15 protein-coding genes are annotated in these 17,351 nt (G+C 68.0%); 9 read left to right on the top strand and 6 right to left on the bottom strand.

The annotated features are described in order from the left end of the window. Positions 1–11 precede the first annotated feature (11 nt). On the bottom strand, positions 12–614 hold the full coding sequence (locus E0H73_RS23875; protein WP_131360204.1) for a DJ-1/PfpI family protein: 603 nt from the start codon (positions 612–614) through the stop codon (positions 12–14). 72 nt (positions 615–686) lie between these two features. Between E0H73_RS23875 and E0H73_RS23870 the strand changes: the two genes are divergently transcribed. From E0H73_RS23870 to E0H73_RS23845, 6 genes are all read left to right on the top strand, one after another. After that, positions 687–1,616: a GlxA family transcriptional regulator gene (locus E0H73_RS23870; RefSeq protein WP_131360202.1), complete on the top strand. Its 930-nt coding sequence runs from the start codon at positions 687–689 to the stop codon at positions 1,614–1,616. 63 nt (positions 1,617–1,679) lie between these two features. Beyond that, entirely contained in the window at positions 1,680–3,407 is a 1,728-nt protein-coding gene (locus E0H73_RS23865) for a sensor histidine kinase (RefSeq protein ID WP_131360200.1), read from the top strand. Next, a complete protein-coding gene (locus tag E0H73_RS23860; RefSeq protein ID WP_131360198.1) occupies positions 3,398–4,042 on the top strand; it encodes a response regulator transcription factor in 645 nt (214 codons plus the stop codon). Before E0H73_RS23865 ends, E0H73_RS23860 begins: the two co-directional genes overlap by 10 nt. A gap of 193 nt (positions 4,043–4,235) precedes the next feature. Then, the gene (locus tag E0H73_RS23855) at positions 4,236–5,027 is read left to right on the top strand and encodes a CPBP family glutamic-type intramembrane protease (protein ID WP_131360196.1); all 792 of its coding nucleotides are present in this window, start codon (positions 4,236–4,238) and stop codon (positions 5,025–5,027) included. Further along, entirely contained in the window at positions 5,024–5,722 is a 699-nt protein-coding gene (locus E0H73_RS23850) for a hypothetical protein (RefSeq protein ID WP_131360194.1), read from the top strand. Before E0H73_RS23855 ends, E0H73_RS23850 begins: the two co-directional genes overlap by 4 nt. A 41-nt stretch (positions 5,723–5,763) precedes the next feature. Further along, on the top strand, positions 5,764–6,966 hold the full coding sequence (locus E0H73_RS23845) for a cytochrome P450 (RefSeq protein WP_131360192.1): 1,203 nt from the start codon (positions 5,764–5,766) through the stop codon (positions 6,964–6,966). 36 nt (positions 6,967–7,002) lie between these two features. Here E0H73_RS23845 and E0H73_RS23840 read toward each other — a convergent pair whose 3' ends face one another. Further along, positions 7,003–8,436, bottom strand: coding sequence for a hypothetical protein (locus E0H73_RS23840; RefSeq protein WP_131360190.1), 1,434 nt, complete (start codon positions 8,434–8,436; stop codon positions 7,003–7,005). A gap of 216 nt (positions 8,437–8,652) precedes the next feature. On the opposite strand from E0H73_RS23840, the gene E0H73_RS23835 reads away from it, so the two are divergent. Further along, a complete protein-coding gene (locus E0H73_RS23835; protein WP_131360188.1) occupies positions 8,653–9,573 on the top strand; it encodes a phosphotransferase enzyme family protein in 921 nt (306 codons plus the stop codon). Positions 9,574–9,636: 63 nt separating this feature from the next. After that, positions 9,637–11,049 carry a sensor histidine kinase gene (locus E0H73_RS23830; protein ID WP_131360186.1) on the top strand — a complete coding sequence of 471 codons (1,413 nt, stop codon included), beginning with the start codon at positions 9,637–9,639 and terminating at the stop codon, positions 11,047–11,049. Here E0H73_RS23830 and E0H73_RS23825 read toward each other — a convergent pair. From E0H73_RS23825 to E0H73_RS23810, 4 genes are read right to left on the bottom strand one after another with little or no spacing between them, the layout of a single operon-like run. Then, positions 11,038–12,165 carry a Gfo/Idh/MocA family protein gene (locus E0H73_RS23825; protein WP_131360184.1) on the bottom strand — a complete coding sequence of 376 codons (1,128 nt, stop codon included), beginning with the start codon at positions 12,163–12,165 and terminating at the stop codon, positions 11,038–11,040. The genes E0H73_RS23830 and E0H73_RS23825 overlap by 12 nt on opposite strands. Before the next feature lie 25 nt (positions 12,166–12,190). Next, positions 12,191–13,519 carry an ABC transporter substrate-binding protein gene (locus E0H73_RS23820; RefSeq protein ID WP_131360182.1) on the bottom strand — a complete coding sequence of 443 codons (1,329 nt, stop codon included), beginning with the start codon at positions 13,517–13,519 and terminating at the stop codon, positions 12,191–12,193. A gap of 20 nt (positions 13,520–13,539) precedes the next feature. Next, positions 13,540–14,424: a carbohydrate ABC transporter permease gene (locus tag E0H73_RS23815; protein ID WP_131360180.1), complete on the bottom strand. Its 885-nt coding sequence runs from the start codon at positions 14,422–14,424 to the stop codon at positions 13,540–13,542. Next, complete coding sequence (locus E0H73_RS23810; protein ID WP_131360178.1) at positions 14,414–15,373, bottom strand: carbohydrate ABC transporter permease; 960 nt, start codon at positions 15,371–15,373, stop codon at positions 14,414–14,416. Before E0H73_RS23810 ends, E0H73_RS23815 begins: the two co-directional genes overlap by 11 nt. Positions 15,374–15,587: 214 nt before the next feature. Here E0H73_RS23810 and E0H73_RS23805 point away from each other — a divergent pair, with 214 nt between their 5' ends. Further along, positions 15,588–17,348 carry a prenyltransferase/squalene oxidase repeat-containing protein gene (locus E0H73_RS23805; protein WP_202867528.1) on the top strand — a complete coding sequence of 587 codons (1,761 nt, stop codon included), beginning with the start codon at positions 15,588–15,590 and terminating at the stop codon, positions 17,346–17,348. Positions 17,349–17,351 lie beyond the last annotated feature (3 nt).

The following is a 17,351-nucleotide window of genomic DNA, read 5'->3' as shown; positions in this document are numbered from 1 at the left end:
GGGGAAGGCGCCTACACCTTCCCCGCCGCCGGCCGCCAGACCGTGCCCTGCCGGTCGCGGCCGATCCATTGCTCCATGGCGACAACCTCGGCCGCGGCCCCGAGCTCGCGTTCCAGCAGCCAGTAGGCGAGGTCCACACCGGCGAACCAGCCGCTGCCGCAGGTGACGAGATCCCCGTCGTCGACGATCCGGGCGTCGACGAGTTCCGCCCACTGCTTGAGCCGCTCGTAGTCGGCGCGGTGGGTCGTCGCCGGGCGGCCCTCGATCAGCCCGGCGGCACCGAGCAGCAGGGCGCCCGAGTCGATCCCGGCCAGGACCAGGTCGTTGCCTCCGGCCCGTTTCGCCTCGGCGAGCTGGCGCGGGATCACCCCGCGCTCGATCTCCTCCAGGATCCATCCGCCGGAGACCGCGAGGACCCGAGCCGTCCGCGGTGACCACGGCTCGAGCCCGGCGAACGTCGTCCCGTAGCAACCAGTCACCTCGGTCGCCCCATCCGCGGTCACCAGCCGGGGATCCACCGCCAGCCCCCGGCGCTTGGCATTGGCGAACACCGCGTACGTCGACAGCGCGTCGACCTCGGCCACTCCTTCGAACATCAGTACGTCGATCCGCATGCGGACCACCCTGCGGCCGGTGGACCATCGGGCGGGAGTGGCTGGAAAGACATCATCAGATAGATTCGCGCCATGCTCACGGTCGCTGTGCTCGCCCTGGACGGCACGATCGGTCTCGAGTTGGCCGGCGCCTGCCAGGTGTTCGCCACCGCCGCGGGCCGCTACGACGTACGGGTCTGCGGCCTGCCCGGTACGACGCTGGTCGCGCACGACCTGCCCATCCTCCGCGTGGACCCGCCGTACCCGCTCGAGGAAGCGCTCAACGCACACACCCTGATCGTGCCCGCGTCCTTCGAACCGGATGACGAGGTGGTGGAGCTCGTGCGGGAAGCCCATCGGCGTGGTGTGCGGATCGCGTCGATCTGCACGGGTGCGTTCCTGCTGGCCGCGGCCGGCGTACTCGATGGGCGACGTGCCGCGACGCACTGGGCACACGCGGACGAGTTGGCGCGGCGCTACCCCGAGGTCAAGGTGGTCGTCGATGCGCTGTACGTCGACGACGGCGACGTACTGACCTCCGCCGGGGTCACCGCGGGACTCGACCTCTGCCTGCACCTGGTCCGGAACGACTACGGCTCGGCGGTCGCGGCGACCGTCGCCCGGCGAATGGTGATGGCGCCGCATCGCGACGGCAGCCAGGCCCAGTTCGGTACCGCGCCCGCGCTCTCCGGCACCGATTCACTCGAACCGGTGATGCGCTGGATGCTCGATCATCTGGACGAACCGCTCAGCCTCACCACGATCGCCGCCCAGGCCGCGATGAGCCCGCGCACCCTGTCACGCCAGTTCCGGGTCCAGACCGGCACCACGCCCTTGCAGTGGCTGATCCGTCAGCGCCTCACGCGAGCCCAGGAGCTCCTCGAAACCACGACGCTCCCGGTCTCTCGGATCGCCACCGCCTGCGGCTTCACCTCCCCGCTCCACCTCCGCCAGCACTTCACCAGGACCTTCTCCACCACCCCGACCACCCACCGCCGAACCTTCAGCCGCTCCGAGGGCTGAAGCATTGTGCGGGGTGGGAGGCGGATGCACTGTGGCAGGTAGGGGTGGGAGGGTGGTGGACGTGTGGAGGGGTGGGCGGCGCGGAGAGCGCCGCGGCCGTGGGCTTTGTGGGCGACCGTCGTGGCGGGATTCGGCACCCTGGTGGTTTCGGTGGTCCTCGCGATGGCCGGCGACGAACTGGTCCGGCCGGGTCTGCAGGCACTGCTGTTCAACTGGATCACCATTCCGTACCTGATCAGCGGCACCCTGGCCTGGTGGCGCCGACCGGAGAGCCGTCTCGGTCCACTGATGATCGCCACGGCGTTCGTGATGGCGCTGACCGCTCTGCAGTGGTCCTCGGTGCCCGCTTTGCACTCGTTCGGCCACCTGCTCGACATGGTTCCGTCGGCCATGTTCCTGCACGTGTTCCTCGCGTATCCGACCGGACGGCTGGAGACCCGGCCACGCCAAGTGGTCGTCATCGCCGCCTACGTGAACGTCGTGGTCCTCCAACTGGCGAAGATCCTGCTCGGTGGCAATCCCGACAGCCTGCTCGCGATCAGCTCCGAGCCCGCGCTGGCGGCCCGGATCGAGCAAGTCCAGCTGATCACCATGAGCGTGCTGCTCCTGATCGGCACCGTTCTGCTCTTCGTACGGCGTCCGTTCACGGGCGGCACGCGTAGACGCCCGGTGACGCTGCTGGTGGACACGTTCGGACTGGCCCTGATCGCACTCGCGCTCCTGTACGTCGCCGGTCTGCGTGGCTGGCCGCAGATCGAAGCGGTCCGCCACATCGCCTTCGCCGCCCTCGGGCTCGCGCCGGTCGCGTTCCTGCTCGGCCTGCTGGATGCCCGGCTGGCCCGGACCGACGTCGGCGCACTCCTGATGGAGTTACGAGCCCACCCGGCCGGCGATCTGCGCGAACCACTGGCGCGGGCACTGCACGATCCGTCCCTGACGCTTGCCTATTGGTTACCGCAGTACGACACCTGGGCGGACCAGGAGGGACGGGCCATCACGTTGCGGGGAGCCGAGGACGGGCGGGCGACGCGGGTCGTCAACCGCGATGACGAGCCGATCATCGCGCTGGAGTTCGACCGGTCGCTCGAGGACGAGCGGGAGTTGCTGGACGCCGTCGCCGCGGCGGCGGGCATCGCGCTGGAGAACAACCGCCTGCAGGTGGAACTCCGCGCCCGGCTGCAGGAACTGCAGGGTTCCCGGGCCCGGGTCATCGACGCCGGCCAGAAGGAGCGGCAGCGACTCGAGCGTAATCTCCACGACGGTGCCCAGCAGCGGTTGGTTGCCTTGTCGCTGGAACTCGGTCTGCTCGCCGGAAGTTCCGGCGGCGAGACCTCGGAGCGACTGCTACAGGCCAAGCGTGAGGTGAGCGTCTCGCTCGACGAGTTGCGAGACGTTGCCCGCGGCATCCATCCTGCCGTACTCACCGGCCACGGCCTGGCCGTCGCGTTGGAGTCGCTGGCCGCACAGGCCGCCGTACCTGTCGAGCTCGAGGTCGCGGTCGACGGACGGCTGACCGAGCGGATCGAAGTCGCCGCGTACTACGTCGTCAGCGAGAGCCTGACCAACATCGCCAAGCACGCCCACGCGACAGTGGCCTCGATCCACGTCACGCGATCGGCGGACACGGTGGTGGTCGAGGTCGTCGACGACGGCGTCGGCGGGGCGGACACCGAGCGCGGGACCGGGCTTCGCGGACTCGCCGACCGGGTCGAGGCGGTCGGTGGCCGGTTGCGGATCTGGAGCCCGGCCGGGCACGGCACCCGGCTCGAAGCGGAGTTCCCGTGCGAGTAGCGATCGCCGAGGACAGTGTCCTGCTGCGCGAGGGGCTCACCCGGATCCTGAGTGGTGCCGGCCTCGAGGTCGTCGCGGCGTACGACAATGCCGACGACCTGCTGCGGTACGTCCGCAGCTTCCCGCCGGAGGTCGCGATCCTCGACATCCGGCTGCCACCGACGCACAACGACGAAGGGATGCGCGCCGCCCTGCGGATCCGCGCGCAGCATCCGGGGGTCGGCGTACTCGTGTTGTCGCAGTACCTCGAACTCGGTCTGGCGATGCAACTGCTGTCGGAGTCCGCCGAGGGTGTCGGCTACCTGCTCAAGGACCGGATCAGCGACGTTGACGACTTCGTCGCCGCAGTACGCCGGGTGAGCGCCGGCGGCTCGGCCATCGACCCGAAGATCGTCTCCACTCTGCTGAAGCGGCGGCGTGGTGACGATCCGCTCGCGGTGCTCACGCCGCGCGAGCGCGAGGCGCTGGAGTTGATGGCGACCGGTGCCTCGAACCAGGGCATTGCGGACGCGCTGACGATCACGTTGCGCGCCGCGGAGAAGTACGTGTCCGGCATCTTCACCAAGCTCGGCATCCCGTCCACCCGCAGCGAATCCCGCCGGGTGCTCGCCGTACTGCTCTATCTGCGCGCCTGACACCAGAAACCCGAACCATTCCTCCACCGGTCGACCGGTCTCCCGAACGCGCCCAGGAGCGCGAGTCTCGGACGTAGACCGAGTCCCTGGAGGAGCAGTGCACAAGTCCCGCGTGATCCAGAACGACCCCGAGCCTCCACGCCGGCCGAGCCATCAACCGAGTCCGCCGCCCCCGATCCGTAGGAGATCCGTCATGACCTTCATCCGCAACCACCCCGTGCTGAGCTTCTTCGTGCTCGCCTACGTCCTCGCCTGGGGAGGCGTCCCGTTCGGGAGCTTCTTCGCCCCGGGCGCCCTGGTCGCCGCCATCGTCGTCGTCTTCCTGACCGAGGGACTCGCCGGTCTGCGCGCCCTCGGCGCCCGCGTGATCCGCTGGCGGGTCCGCTGGGTCTGGTACGTCGTCGCGATCGCCGTACCGCTCGTCGTCCACTTCGTCACGATGTCGCTCAATGTGGCACTGGGCGCACCGGCGCCGGACACCGGGCAGTTCACGCCCTGGTACAGCCTGGCGATGGTCGTCGGCCTGATCATGGTCGACCCGACCGGTGGCCCGTTCAACGAGGAACCGAGCTTCCGCGGCTACGCGCAGCCGAAGCTGCAGGCCACCCGCACTCCGCTCGCGGCGACCGCGATCCTGGCCGTGGCGATCACCGGCTGGCACGCGCCGCTGTTCTTCATCTCCTCGTTCGGGCTCCGGCCCTTCGAGGCCCTGACCACTGTCGGCGTCACGTTCTGGTACGCGTGGCTGTTCAACCACGCTGCCGGCAGCGTCCTCATCACGCTGATCGCCCATGCCACCGAAGGCAGCATCAACACCAGTGAGCTCTGGCCGACCGGCGCCGATCTGACCCGGGAGACCTGGCTGTACGTCGGTGTCTGGTGGGCCGTCGCCGCTGTGTTGCTCATCGCCTACCGCCGCTTCTGGACCAGTCCCGCACCATCCGCAGCCATCGACCAGCTCAACGTCAAGGAGACAGTCTCATGACCACCACCACTCCGACAGTCCAACGCTCGTGGAGCGGCCGCCGTACTCTGCTCGTTGTCATCGGCACCTTCTTCGGCATGGTCAGCCTCCTCTTGTTCGCGATCGGCGGCTTCGGCCTCTGGGCGCAGCAGCAACGCGACAACGGCTACTTCACCGCCGGACCGGAGCGCGTCACGACCGGCTCCTACGCTCTGCTGGCGCCGACACTGGATGTCGGCGGCACCGGGCCGGACGCCTTCTACACCGACGACTTCCTCGGTGACGTCCGCATCGACATCGAGTCGAAGAACGGCACGCCGGTGTTCGTCGGGATCGGTCCGGCGGCCGAGGTTGCGACGTACCTGAACGGCGTCAGCCACGACGAGGTCGCGGACTTCGACGTCGATCCGTTCAAGCTCTCGACCACGGCACATGCCGGAGACACACCCGTCGGCGCCCCCGCCGACCAGTCCTTCTGGGTCGCTTCCGGCACCAGAACCCTCGACTGGAACGCCACCGGAGGCGACTGGTCCGTCGTCATCATGAACGCCGACGGTTCGCCGAACGTCGACGCCGCGCTCAGCCTGGGCGGCACCCTGCCCGTGGTCGAGGGCATCACCATCGGCTCCCTCATCGGCGCCGTCCTGATGCTGCTCATCGCCGCCGCCTTCATCGTCCCGGCCGTCGCCACCCGCCCCTCCCCAACGACGCGCTGAGGACCGGGCAAGGGTTACCTAAGTCGCTTAGGGTCGAAGACATGTCGGAGCCGGTACTGGAGATTCCGTTCCAGGATGCCTTTCAGTTCGATCCCTCGCCAACGTTCGCCGAGCTACGGGAGAACCGGCCCGTGGCTCGGGTGCGGACTCTGGCCGGGGCCGAGGTCTGGCTGGTCACGCGGCACGACGACGTACGGATGGTGCTCGCGGACCCGCGCTTCTCGCGGGCCGCGGTGGTCAAGCAAGGTGCTCCCCGGGTCGCGCTGGCCAAGCCGATGCCGAACAGTCTGACCACGACCGACCCGCCCGAGCACACCCGGCTGCGCCGGCTGGTCGTGCCGACGTTCGCGCATCGGAAGATCGAGCAGACGCGACCGTGGGTCGCGGAGTTGTCGGCGCAGCTCGCGGAGGATGTCGCGGCGGCCGGAGACGGTGCGGACATCCGGCAACTGGTCGCGTTGCCGCTGCCGATCCAGGTGATCTGCCAGCTGCTCGGCGTACCGTACGCGGATCGCGCGCAGTTCCGTGAGTGGACCGAGCTCGGGTACAGCATGAAGATGGCCGAGAAGGACCTGGTCGAGGACGCGATGACCAACCTGACGGCGTACATCGAGGACCTGGTCACGAAGAAGCTGGCGAACACCGACCAGCCCGCGCAGGACCTGCTGGACGAACTGGTCCGGGCCCGCGAGGAAGGCGACCGGCTGAGTCAGGAAGAGCTGATCGCGTTCGGGGTGAACCTGCTGGTCGCCGGCCACGAGACCTCGGCGAACCAGATCTCGAGCTGCGTCGCGACCCTGCTGCGCCGGCCGGAGAACTGGGCCAAGCTCGTCGCCGATCCGACACTGGTCCCGTCCGCGATCGAGGAGCTGCTGCGCTTCAACCGCTTCAGCGAGGTCGGCCAGTTGCGCGTCGCACTCGAGGACGTCGAGCTGCACGGAGTACAGATCAAGGCAGGCGAAGGCGTGATGGCGGCGTTGAACTCGGCCAACCGGGATCCCCGCGCGTACGACGCACCCGACGAACTGCGGCTGGACCGGAAGGACAACAAGCACGTGTCGTTCGGGTTCGGACCGCACTTCTGCCTCGGGGCACAGCTGGCCCGGATCGAACTGCAGGAGTCGTTGCTGGCCCTGGTACGACGCTTCCCGCGGATGAGCCTGGCCAAGCCGGCCGAGGACCTCGAGTGGCGCCGCGTCCTGGTCAGCGGCCTCGCGGAACTACCGGTGAACCTCGGGAACTGATCGACCCGCGCCGGGGTGCGGCCGGCGCGGGGTTCGTCAGTTCTGCGAGGTGAAGACGAGGCCGTGCTCGGCCTCGTACTGGTCGATGAAGCGCGCGGCCATCGGCTCGCTGGAGCCGATCGCGTCGGCCAGCTTCTTCGCCGTACGCTCGTGTCCCTCCGGCCAGTCGGACAGCAGCGCCCACGCGCGCATCCGCTTCTTCTCCAAGGCGGTCGGCTCGGCGGCGGGCTCGTCGATCTTCATCGACTCCATCGCCGGCTTCGCCACCACCGACTCGTCGACGACCGACTTCCGCGCGACCGGTTCGGCGGGCGCCGTCGTGATCAACGCCGGCGGCTGGGTGTCCGTCGCGTCCGCGAACGGCGACGGCGGCTGCGGCTTCTGCACCACCGGCTCGGCCTTCGGCTGCGGCGCGAGCGGCTTGAGCTTGCCATTCACCGCACCGTTGGAGGGGCTGCTGGACGCACCGTTCTGGACGACGTGCTCCGGCTCGCTCTCGTCCTCGACCACGATCGCCTCGGCGACCGGCTCGTCGGTGTCGGGCTGGTCGACGATGGCCATCAGCTCGCCGGTCCAGGCGTCCTCGTCGCGCAACGACACCCCGGTGCTGTCCGCGCGCCGCGGCTGCCCGCCCTCGAGCACCCAGACCGCAGCCGGTACTGCCGGCCGCTCCTCGGGCTCCGGCGGCGGCGAGATCGCCTTGGTCAGCTTGCTGGTGATGACCTCGTAGTTGATCCGCTCCTCGAGCATCCCGGCCAGCCGGTCCGGGTCGTACGTCGTCTCGGCGATCTTCGCCAGCCGCTCGTCCTGGTGCTCGGAACGGATGTACTCGGCAACGGTCCCGGCGATGGCGTCGCGCCGGGACTTGTTCCGGATCTGGTGATGGGCCGCGCGCAGGCTCTCGTACAGGCTGTACCCGTGCTCGATCGCCAGCGACCGCGCCAGCCAGGTCACCCGCGGCTCGCGCACCCACTGGACCACGCCGTACACCGGGCCGGTCTCGCGCATCTGTCCCGCCCGGCGCAGCGCGTCGCGGCGCCGGGCCGAGCTGTGGATCAGCCAGAGCACGTAGGCGAACGCGGACAGGCCGCCGAAGCCGAAGGCGAGGAACCGCTCCTCCGGGCGCCAGTGACCCACGACGTTGAAGACGACCGCGACCAGCGCCGCGAAGAACGACATCGCGCGGTAGGCATAGGCCTGCTCACCCTTGCGCCGGCGCAGGTCGGCCAGCGCTGCGGTGGCGACACCACCGAGCTCGAGCACGGCCACCGCGGGCGTCACGACGGCGATCTTGAGGAACTGCGAGAAGCCTTCCTCGGGCCAGGGGATATGGGTCACGCCGGCCCAGACCTGGCCGACTAGTGCGGCCGCAGCCGCAGTGGCGTAGAAGGCATAGGCGACCTTGTCCGCACCGGTAAGGGGTACGTTCGCCAGTTCGCCAGTACTGGGATTGCTGGTGTTCTCCTGCAAGACGTGGTCTCCTGACCGGTTTGGGCTCTCCGGCAGTTCGTCGGGATGGATGCGGTGGCTCGGTAGGCCTCCCCCAAGGACCGCTGAACGAGGCTACCGGTTTCCGGCCCCAGAAGGGGAGGCGAATCCGGAAACATTGCGAACCTCCCCACTCCGTCCGGACTTCACACCTCGAATTCACAGGAATTATCCAACCCCGTCTCCTAGGGTCGGGCCATGGTCCAGACGTTGCGATCGTTGCCTGACCCACGCGCTCTGAGCGCTCACCTCGGCGAGCTCTACGGTCTCCGCTTCACCGGCTGCGAGTTGCTCCGGTCGCTGGTCAACGACGTCTATGTAATGACCACCGGGGACGCCCGGTACGTCTTCAAGCTCTATCGGTACGACGCACGCCACATGGACGAAATCCGTTGGGAGGCAGGGCTTTCGGAACACGTGCGATCCACCGGACTGCTCGTTCCAGCAATTCGATCGTTGCCTTCCGGTGACCTTGTCGGCGTACTCGATGCACCTGAGGGACCGCGGCCGTTCACCCTGTCGACATTCGTCGACGGCACCACACCGCGGCCGCCGTTCGACGACGATCTGTACGCTGCCTTCGGCGCGCAACTCGCCGCGTTCCACGATGCCGCCGACAACTACTCGTCGCCGTACGGGCGTCGTCCGGCGGATGTCGCCCATCGGCTCGACGAACCGCTCGAACAGATCCTCGCGATTGATCGCGCGGAGGAAAACCTGCTCCGGGAGCTGGCGGCCGCAGTACGGAAGAACGTCACGCAGTACTCCGACCACGGTGTCTGCCATGGCGACGTGAGTCTCGACAACGTTTTACTGACGCCGCAGGGACTGCTCTTACTCGACTTCGACCTCGCCGCGATCGGTCCCCGGGCCGCGGACTTCACCGGCGTCGCGTCGACGCCGTACTGGTCGTCGTTCAAGTGGGGGTACAGGACTCGGCGACCGATCTCGGCGTCCGACGAAGCAGCCATTCCATACCTGCGGGTCGTCGGGCGGATCTTCAACCTGCGCTTCCACCTGGTCGACAAGCCGGCGTTCCGGGGCACCGAGTCGCGAGCCGAAGGGTGGGCTGCCGGCGAGCTCGACGCGCTGCGGCAGGACGCGGCCGAGATCCTTTGACTCACAGCATTTCCCCAGCCGGCGCGGAGGTTCCTCCAGGGGTGGTCGCTCATGCTGGGATGCATGACGCGGTTCGTGCCTGCCTCGCTGACCGCCCGGGTCGCGGCCGCGGTCGTGCTGCTGGTCGCGGTCGTGAGTGTGCTGATCAGTGTGCTGACGACGGCTGCCATCAGCTCGTACCTGACCAAGCAGCTCGACACCAAGGTGATGGCGACGCACGGGCGGGCGCTCGGCGTACTGACCAACGGCGGCGGGAACAAGCCGCCCCCGGACGTCCCGCACGGGCAGGACGCCGGCACGGTCACCGTCTACCGGAGTACGTCGAATGCCATCGGCAACGTGATCACGAGCGCCGGCGAGGTCACGACCCTGTCCGACCAGGACCTCGCTGTCCTTGAGGCCGTACCGACCGGTGGCACGAATGCGACCGTGGCCGTTCCCGGTCTGGGGCAGTACCGCGTGCACGCCTCCCGGATCGGCGACGTCACGGTGATCTCCGGACTGCCGACGAAGGACATCGATGACACGGTCAACAGTCTGATCGGATGGGAGGTGCTGTTCGGCGGCGTCGGCGTACTGGCCGCGGGCGGTGTCGCGGTGTTTGTCGTACGACGGCAACTGCGGCCGCTGCGGCGAGTCGCGCAGACGGCTCGTGAGGTGGCGGGGCTGCCGCTGGACACTGGTGAGATCGGGATGACGGCGCGAGTGCCGTCACGGCTGACGGATGAACGGACTGAGGTCGGTCAGGTCGCTGTCGCGTTGAACACGTTGCTGGGACACATGGAGCGGTCGCTGGATGCACGGCATCGGAGTGAGGTGCAGGTGCGGCAATTCGTTGCCGATGCGTCCCATGAGCTGCGTACGCCGCTGACCACGATTCACGGGTATGCGCAGTTGAGTCTGCAGCGGCGTGATCCGGAGTTGTACACGCAGGCGATGGGCAAGGTGATGGTCGAGGCGACGCGGATGGCGGCGCTGGTGGAGGACCTACTGTTGCTGGCTCGCCTCGACGCGGGTCGTCCGCTCGACCGTCGCCCGGTGGACCTCAGCCGGCTGGCGAGCGACTCGATCGCCGACGCGCAGATCGTGGCGCCTGAGCACGTCTGGCGGTTGAGCCTGCCGCCGGATCCCCTCGTAGTCATCGGCGACGAGCAACGCCTGCACCAGGTCGTCACCAACCTCCTCGGCAACGCCCGCCGTCACACTCCACCGGGTACGACGGTCACGATCGCCCTGACCTCGTCCGCGCACTCCGCCGTACTCACCATCCACGACGACGGCCCCGGCATCCCCACCGACCTCCAACCCACCGTCTTCCAACGCTTCACCCGAGCCGACACCGCCCGAACCCGAACCACCGGCGGCACCGGCCTGGGCCTCTCCCTAGCCCAATCCATCACCCAAGCCCACCAAGGCACTCTCAGCCTGACCTCCCAGCCCGCGAGCACGACGTTCACTCTCGCGCTACCCCGCTGAGCCTGGCGTCCAGGGGGCGCTGAGTTCGCTGAAGAGGGCTAGCTCGTCGGCGGCTCGGTCTACCCACTTCTCGATGTCGAGGACGATCGGCCGTCGCTCGAGTCCCTCGCCTTCCCAGCGGACGTATTCGCTCGGGATCTCGGACGGCGCGTCCGCCAACCGGACCGCGTCGACGACCCGGGTGAATCCGCCGGTCGCGGCCAGCGGAACATACAGCGGTACGCCGGGATCCGCGCGATGATCGAGCAGGTTCTCCAGCAGCCCGGCCCGGTCGTACGTCGTCTCGCTCGTACCACTGCTGTCGGTGATCTCGAGCGTGTCCGTCGTGTACCGCAGTACGGCGCGACCAGCGGACCCGTGCACGATCACCCGCGGCTCGAGATGTTCCGACGCGCACAGCGTCACCGCGATCAGGATCGTCGTACCGCGGCTCGTCACGATCCGGACCGTGGACGTGTCGTCCGACTCGATCGGGTTCGCCCGGAACAACTCCGTCTCGACGGACCGTACGTCGTCCACCCCGGTCGACCCATCAAGCGACAACGCAGCCGCAGTCGCATGGGCAAGCGGATTCGTCACCGCACCGTCGACCACCGCAACACCGTCGAGCGTCCGTCGACCGGCCCACCGCGCCCGCTGGAAGTACCGCGCCTTCCGCACCCACTTACCAACCGCGCTGATCCCGCGGATCTCCCCAAGCCGCCCATCAGCCACCATCGACGCCAACGTCAACGTGGCCTCGGACGCCTGAGCCTGGAATCCAACCTGACACGCACGCCCGGTCTCAGCGACAACAGCGGACAACTTCTCGAACTCCGCCAGCGACGCCGTCGGAGGCTTCTCCAGCAGTACGTCGGCCCCGGCCCGCATCGCCACCTCGGCCAGCGCCACGTGCGTCTGGATCGGCGTACTGATGATCACCACGTCGACCGCCGTCGACGCGAGCAACTCGTCCAGCCCACCGAAAACCTCAACCCCGGCGGGCAGATCCTCGGCCGGCCGAGGGTCGGCGACAGCGACGAGCTGCGCCTTCCCCTCGGCGGCCAGACGTACGACGTTGCGTACGTGGGACGCCCCGTGGCCGTGGACACCCGCCACGGCCACGCGAGCAGTCATTGCCAATCAGTTGCCATCAGCAACACTATTTGAGCTCCCCGTTGACCTCGTCGATGAACTGCTGGGCCGCCTTGTCGGGCGTGAGCCGGCCGAACAGAACCTCGGTGGTGTAGCGCTGGGTGATCTTCTCCACCTGGCCACCACCGACCGGCGGCGCCGGCGACGGGTCGCCGAGCTCCTTGCCGATGTCCTGGATGAACTTCGACGAGGCGGCGTCGGCCGGCTGCAGCTTCGGGTCCACGGCCGCGCGGATCTCGGTGTTCGGCGGCACGCCGCGCTCGGCCAGCAGAATGTTGCCGGCGGCGGTGCTGTTGGCCAGGAAGTTGACGAACTCGGTCGCCTCCTTCTGGTGCTTCGAGCGCGACGAGATCGACCAGAACATCGAGCCCTTGTAGTACGAGCCGTTGTCGGCCGCCTTGCCGTCGGTGCTCGGGATCCGCAGCAGCTTGAGCTCGGTCCCGGCCGCCTTGCTGAACGCGACCAGCTGGTTGCTCCAGATGAAGCTCATCGCCAGCTTGCCGGTCGCCAGCGCGGACTGGTCCAGCGGCGCGTTCATGTCCTGCGAGACCGATTCGGCCGACGGGATCGCCTTGGCGTCCCGCATCTTCAGCAGGTTGGTGTAGAAGTCGGTCACCTGGCCGGCCGAGATGCCGAGCTTGCCGTCCTGGGTCCACAGCGACTCGCCGTGCTGGCGGGCCCACAGGTTCAGCGCGGCCTCGTTGGTGCCGGGGGCACCGGTACCGGAGACCTTGCCGCCGGTCTTCGCGGTGATCTCCGCGGCGATCCGGGTGTAGTCGTCCCAGGTCCAGGTCGTGTCGTCCGGCAGCGCGACCCCGGCGGCCTTGAACACGGCCGGGTTGGCGACGATCGCGAACGAGTTGATGCCGGCGTTCAGCCCGTACAGCCCGCCGTCGAACTCACCGGCGCTGAGGGTGTCCTTCTCGAACTTGCCGGTGTCCAGGCCGTCGGACTTCTTCAGGTCCTGCAGCGCGCCGCGGTCGGCGTACTCACGCAGGTACTTCTCGTCCATCTGGATGATGTCCGGCGCGTCGTTGGCCGCGACCGTGGTGGCGAGCTTGTCCCAGTACCCGGCCCACTCGCCGAACTCACCCTTGATCTTGATGTTCGGGTGGTCCTTCTGGAACGCCTCGATGGCCTGCTGGGTCATCTTGTGCCGGGTGTCACCGCCCCACCAGGTGAAGCGGAGCGTGACCTCGCCGTTGGCGGAGTCGCCACCGCCGCCACCGCCGGAGTCACCACCGCACGCGCTGGCGGCCAGCAGGGTGGAAGCGATCGCGACGGCGGCCAGGGCCCGCAGGCGCCGGCCTGCGGTGGGTGGGATGAGCGGCCTCATGATGTGCACCTTTCAGGGGGTTACTTGATGCCGGTGGTGGCGATGCCCTTGATCAGGAACCGCTGGCCGAGCAGGAATGCGAGGAAGACGGGAACGAGGGAGACGACCGACATCGCGAACATCGATCCCCAGTTCGTACTCGAGGTCGCGTCGACGAACGACCGCAGCGCGACCGGCACGGTGTACATCTTCGGATCGGTCAGGTAGATCAGCTGGCTGAAGAAGTCGTTCCAGGTCCAGATGAAGGTGAAGATCGCGGTGGTCGCCAGCGCCGGCGTCATCAGCGGCAGGATCACCCGCAGGAAGATCCCGGCCCGGCCGCAGCCGTCGATCCGGGCCGCCTCGTCCAGCTCGCGCGGGATGCCGCGGATGAACTGCACCATCAAGAAGACGAAGAACGCGTCGGTGGCCAGCAGCTTCGGCACCACCAGCGGCAGGAACGTGTTGATCCAGCCGGCCTGCGAGAACAGGATGTACTGCGGCACGATCACCACGTGGATCGGCAGCATGATGCTGACCAGCATGATCGCGAACCAGAACTTCTTGCCGTTGAAGTCGAGCCGGGCGAACGCGTACGCCGCCATCGAGCAGGACACCAGGTTGCCGATGATCGCGCCCAGCACCACCGCCGCCGAGTTCAGCAGGTAGCGGGTGAACGGTTCGGCCAGCGCGTTCCAGCCGAGCCGGTAGTTGTCGATGTGCAGGTCCTTCACCAGGATCCCGGGCTCGCGGAAGATCTCGTTGCCCGGCCGCAGTGAGCTGACCACCATCCAGATCAACGGGTAGAGCATCACCAGGGCGGCCGCGGCCAGCGCGACGTGGATCAGCACCGGGCGGACCCGGGCCCAGCTCACACCGGTGGTCCGCCGCGCGGCGACACTGCTGCGGATCGTCTCAGTCGTCATAGAACACCCAGTACTTCGAGGCGAAGAAGTTCGCCGCGGTGAAGACCCCGATGATCACGAGCAGGAACCACGCCATCGCGGACGCGTAGCCCATGTCGAAATTGCCGAAGCCCCGGTCGTAGAGGTAGAGCGTGAAGAACATGGTCGAGTCCGACGGCCCGCCGCTGCCCCCGGAGACCACGAAGGCCTGGGTGAACGACTGGAACGCGTGGATGATCTGCAGCACCAGGTTGAAGAAGATGATCGGGGTGAGCAGCGGCAGCGTGATGCTGAAGAACCGCCGCAGTACGCCGGCACCGTCGACGGACGCGGCCTCGTAGTACATCGTCGGGATCTGCCGCAGTCCGGCCAGGAAGATCACCATCGGCGACCCGAACGTCCACACGTTCAGCACCACCAGCGTGCCGAGCGCCGTACTCGGGTCGGAGATCCAGCCCTTGCCGTCGACGCCGACCAGGCCGAGCAACTGGTTGAACAGGCCCTCGGTGCCGAAGACCTGGCGCCACAGGACCGCGATCGCGACACTCGAGCCGAGCAGCGACGGCAGGTAGAAGACCGAACGGTAGAACGCCATCCCCCGAACGCCGCGGTCGAGCACGACGGCGAGCAGCAGGGCGATCGCGAGTTGCAGCGGGACCGAGACGAACACGTAGGTGAAGGTCACCCGCAGCGAGTTGTGCAGCCGCTCGTCGGACAGCATCCGGGTGAAGTTCTCCAGCCCGATCCATTTCGGCGCCTGGATCAGGTTGTAGTCCGTGAACGACAGGTAGAGCGAGGCCAGCATCGGCCCGATCGTGATCAGGAACAACCCGAGCAGCCACGGCGTCAGGAACAGGTACGCGGACAGGTTGTCCTTCTTCTTGACCTTCCCGGTCCACCTGCTCCGATTCGGCTGCTGCCCGGCCACTTTCTTCCGCCGGAGGCTGCCGAGCTCACCCAGCGCACTCATACTTTCTTCCCTCCGGAAAGCTCCAGGCGGTTGCCGGAAAGCGTTTGCCTTGGCCGGTCAAGTTAGTACGAGAAACCGGTTTACACAAGACCTCGGTGTGGCCCGGACTGACCGGATGCGGTCAGCTGCGAGGTCTTGACAGGACAAACTCCCGAGGCAACAGTTCTGCGCAGTGGGAAACCGCTTTCCTATGATTCTCGGTGGAGGCCGCCCGATGCAGCGCCGTACCTTTCTCGCCGGTTCGCTGACCACTCTCACGGTCGGCGCACTGCACTCGACTACCCAGACCGCCGCGGCGAACGCCGCAGGAGCCACCGTGGACGACGACTTCCTGACCGTTCTCACCAACGCCAACCAGAAGCAGATCCCGCTGGTGCTCGGCAACTACCAGAACGCCTCCGACAGCATCCGGACCGTGGCCCGCAAGGCGCGGCGCCTCATCTCCGGGTACGTCTGGGGACGGTCGTCGTACCACCATGACGCCTCACTGCTGGCACCGCTGCAGTGGCTGGTCGAGCAGTTGGCCGCGCGGCAGCACGACGACGGCCTGTACGACGTCGGCAACCTGCACTCACCGCCGGACAGCGCGTTCGCGATCCAGGACGTCTGCATGCTCTACGCCTTGCTCGACGCAGACGACCAGCCGGCCACGCAGCCGCACCGCACGATCCTCGAGCAGGTACTGCGGAAGGCCGGACCGGCGCTGGCGAGCGGTGGTGTGCACACGCCCAACCACCGCTGGGAGGTCTCGGCCGCCCTGGCGCGCACGCACCACCTGTTCCCGGATCGCCGGTACGCCGCGCGGATCGACGACTGGCTCGACGAGGGCATCGACGCGACCCCGGAGGGCTTCTACAGCGAGCGGAGTTCGACGTACGCCGCCGAGGTGACGAACCCTTGTCTGCTGACGATCGCGTGGCTGCGGGACAAGCCCGAACTGCTGGGGTTCGTCCGGCGGAACCTGGACTCGACCCTGTACCTGCTGGAGCCGAACGGGGAGGTCGACACGACCGCGTCCCGCCGGCAGGACCAGAAGAGTATCCGCGAGGTCTGGTGGTACCTGACGCAGTACCGCGAGCTCGCCCTGCACGACCGGGACGGACGGTTCGCGACCGTTGCCAAGAGCATCGAGCAGCGTGGGACCGGTGAGCTCGGCGACTTCCTCGCCGAGGTGCTCGAGCGGCCGGAGCTGGCCGCGGTCCTGCCCGCCGCCGAGGCTGTACCGACCGACTTCGCCCAGCACTTCCCGACCCAGGGGTCGGCCCGGATCCGGCGCGGCGATCGGACCGCGACCGTGTTCGGCGGGACCGACTTCCACGACCTCCCGGTGATCTCGTCCGGGCTGTCCACCAACCCGACCTTCTTCAAGCTCCGCCAGGGTGCGGCGATCCTCGACTCGGTCCGGTTGTCGCCACAGTTCTTCAGCACCGGGCATTTCCGCAGCGACGGATTGCGTCGTACGGGCGATAGCAGCTTCAAGCTGGCCGACGAGGTGAAGGTGCCGTACCACCTGCCGTTGCCGAAGCGGTACCGGCGCAAGGACGGGATGTACGCACTGACGCCTGACGGACGGTTCTACGCATCGATGGACTTCCCGCACCGGCCGAAGCAGTACCGCACGCTGCGGACCGAGGTGACCGTCGTCGAAGTCGGCAACGGCTTCGACCTGACCTTCGAGCTCGACGGCGACGAGACGGCGTACGCGATCGAGCTCTGCTTCCGGCCCGGCGGCACGCTGGCCGGCGTCGAGGCCTTAGATGCCCCGGGCAACTACCAGCTGGTGGCCGGCACCGGCAGCTACACCGTCGGCTCCAACCGGATCGAGTTCGGCCCGGGTTCGGGCGCCGCCCGGGTAGGTATGGACCCAGGCGAGCGCTACACCTACCTCGGCGGCAACCTGACCCCGGACGGCCTCCGCGTCTACCTCACCGGCCGCATCCCAACCCGCCAGGTCCTCAGCCTGCGGACCGCCTAGGGT

Source organism: Kribbella pittospori, from assembly GCF_004331465.1.
In the GTDB taxonomy this organism is placed as follows: domain Bacteria; phylum Actinomycetota; class Actinomycetes; order Propionibacteriales; family Kribbellaceae; genus Kribbella; species Kribbella pittospori.
This window is presented reverse-complemented; position numbering and strand designations above follow the sequence as displayed.

What these genes read in the sequence shown, in the direction of transcription:
- E0H73_RS23845 (WP_131360192.1), top strand. Translation starts at nt 5,764, where the DNA reads ATGTCGGAGCCGGTACTGGAGATTCCGTTCCAGGATGCCTTTCAGTTC.
- E0H73_RS23825 (WP_131360184.1), bottom strand. Translation starts at nt 12,165, where the DNA reads ATGACTGCTCGCGTGGCCGTGGCGGGTGTCCACGGCCACGGGGCGTCC.
- E0H73_RS23810 (WP_131360178.1), bottom strand. Translation starts at nt 15,373, where the DNA reads ATGAGTGCGCTGGGTGAGCTCGGCAGCCTCCGGCGGAAGAAAGTGGCC.
- E0H73_RS23805 (WP_202867528.1), top strand. Translation starts at nt 15,588, where the DNA reads ATGCAGCGCCGTACCTTTCTCGCCGGTTCGCTGACCACTCTCACGGTC.
- E0H73_RS23875 (WP_131360204.1), bottom strand. Translation starts at nt 614, where the DNA reads ATGCGGATCGACGTACTGATGTTCGAAGGAGTGGCCGAGGTCGACGCG.
- E0H73_RS23850 (WP_131360194.1), top strand. Translation starts at nt 5,024, where the DNA reads ATGACCACCACCACTCCGACAGTCCAACGCTCGTGGAGCGGCCGCCGT.
- E0H73_RS23855 (WP_131360196.1), top strand. Translation starts at nt 4,236, where the DNA reads ATGACCTTCATCCGCAACCACCCCGTGCTGAGCTTCTTCGTGCTCGCC.
- E0H73_RS23815 (WP_131360180.1), bottom strand. Translation starts at nt 14,424, where the DNA reads ATGACGACTGAGACGATCCGCAGCAGTGTCGCCGCGCGGCGGACCACC.
- E0H73_RS23870 (WP_131360202.1), top strand. Translation starts at nt 687, where the DNA reads ATGCTCACGGTCGCTGTGCTCGCCCTGGACGGCACGATCGGTCTCGAG.
- E0H73_RS23820 (WP_131360182.1), bottom strand. Translation starts at nt 13,519, where the DNA reads ATGAGGCCGCTCATCCCACCCACCGCAGGCCGGCGCCTGCGGGCCCTG.
- E0H73_RS23835 (WP_131360188.1), top strand. Translation starts at nt 8,653, where the DNA reads ATGGTCCAGACGTTGCGATCGTTGCCTGACCCACGCGCTCTGAGCGCT.
- E0H73_RS23830 (WP_131360186.1), top strand. Translation starts at nt 9,637, where the DNA reads ATGACGCGGTTCGTGCCTGCCTCGCTGACCGCCCGGGTCGCGGCCGCG.